The organism is Catenibacterium sp. (genome assembly GCF_052354645.1).
Taxonomy (GTDB): Bacteria; Bacillota_I; Bacilli_A; order Erysipelotrichales; family Coprobacillaceae; genus Catenibacterium; species Catenibacterium mitsuoka_A.
The window spans coordinates 1-1,927 of record NZ_DAWDDM010000338.1 but is presented as its reverse complement, the minus strand read 5'-3'; the positions used below and the strand labels follow the sequence as shown (position 1 = coordinate 1,927).

The window sequence follows — 1,927 nt, the reverse complement described above, 5'->3', positions numbered from 1 at the left end:
CTTTACGAGCATTTAAGAAAATATAAAAAGATAATTAGAAATTTATACTTTGTTTTATATAAAAAATGCAATGACTAAATGGTAATTTATAGATTAGGATTACACTATTACAAAGAATTTGACAATTTCCAGTTTGTATAATTGAAAAAATGAAAAATGCATAGACAACTGTGTCTATTAGTGAAAATACGACATTTCTCGCTTTGTGTCGTGTTATTTGCAGATAACAGCTTCTATATTTGATGATGAAAGGAGGAGTTGAGGTGGACCAAGTAAAAATCGGGAATTTTTTAAAAAAACTTCGCAAAGAAAAAGGCATTACACAGGAGCAATTGGCACAAATATTAAATGTCTCTGGAAGAACCGTATCCAGATGGGAAACCGGAAACAATATGCCGGATATCAGTATTCTTGTGGATATTGCAGATTATTATGATATCAGCATTCCTGAGATTATCAGTGGAGAAAGGAAAAGCGAGATGATGAACGAAGAAGAAAGAAAAATTGCTAAAACAATGGCTGATTATGCAACTACAGAGAAAGAGAAGATTTTTAAGGAAATGAAGCTCCAAAGTGTCATGGGAGTTTGTGCATTGGTTCTATACTGGATTCTGCATGAAACAGGTGCATACATGTATAATGATGTGTTAGGAAAGCTTGCCAGCTATTGTGAGACCTTGGTATCTGTGTCAGTCATAATGATGGCTGCATTTACGACAGGATCTTTAAGCAAGGTGCGGAGCAAGAGTAGAAAAGTTTTTGTATTCGAAAATTTCCCAAAAACTATTCAATTTGTTGTAACTGCAGTTGTAGCTTTTGGTGTAGCTGCTGTGATCAAACTGGTACTGGTGTATTTTTTCGGCTTATAAGTATTTTCAAATTCGTATTACATACTATGGAAAAAGAACTTTTTGATATTTTCACAGATGCGTGCTAATATGATTATAGAAAAAGAGTGCTACCGATAGACGGTTAGCCCATTTTACTATTTAGAATATCATCAAAGATAACCGCTTAGTTTACCAGACCAGAGCGGTTATTTTTGTGGTTTATGATTATCTTTACCTAATGTATATCCGATACTAAAGCAGGTTAAGCCGAAGCATACTACTGCTATGGAGTCAATAATACTCATTGGCTTAACCCTCCTTTCCACTGGATTTCTTTACAGGTTTCTATGTAATCAGAGGGTCACAGTCCCTCTGGAGAAGGACTAACCGCCTACCGTTAGGGTAGCACCCATGTTTCGATTGTAACAGTTAAAAATTACCGGTGCAATATAAAGTTGGTAGAGAAACATCTAGTATCTACAGAAGAGAATCGGTTTGAGTATTCTCCGGTGCCAAAACGGTGCCAAGAAATCAGGCAAATCAAAATTGGTAGTGCAATTCAACCGCTTTTCACTGTATTTTGGAGAGAAAACCATAAAAAACATGAGGTAAAACGGAATTAAAGTATCGTGCTTATAGACGAATAGAGCTTATTCAAATGTTTAATGAGAGAGAGCTGAATCTTATTATCATGATGGAAAATAAATGCCCTAAAAGGCCCATCTCTTTTATTAAAAACCTATCCTCTTATGAAGTATTATCATAAAGATACTTCTTTAGAATCTCTTCCATTACTCTATGATACATCCACAGAGTATAAGAATATAGATACAGAAATAGAACAGTTACTTTTAAAAACATGTATGAAAGAAGGTTATGTCATCTTACAGAAGTTCATGGATCAGAGTCCTTATTGTAAGTATTTATCTTCTTCTCCTACAAATAAGACTTCTTCTTTGTATCTTTACTATCATGAAGATGCTCATCAAATCATTCATAATATACTAGACGTACTCAAAAAGCATGCCTTCTAGGCATGCTCCAGACTGTTGACAAACTAAATGTTAACAGTCTTTTCTTTTAAAATCGAATAGTAT

General features: G+C 34.3%; 2 protein-coding genes. Both read left to right on the top strand.

The window, feature by feature from the left end; genetic code table 11:
- The first annotated feature begins 263 nt into the window (after positions 1–263).
- Positions 264–869 carry a helix-turn-helix domain-containing protein gene (locus ACT8VG_RS10735; protein ID WP_288706674.1) on the top strand — a complete coding sequence of 202 codons (606 nt, stop codon included), beginning with the start codon at positions 264–266 and terminating at the stop codon, positions 867–869.
- A 710-nt stretch (positions 870–1,579) separates the two neighbouring features.
- Positions 1,580–1,864, top strand: coding sequence for a hypothetical protein (locus ACT8VG_RS10730; RefSeq protein ID WP_288706672.1), 285 nt, complete (start codon positions 1,580–1,582; stop codon positions 1,862–1,864).
- The last annotated feature ends 63 nt before the right edge of the window (positions 1,865–1,927 follow it).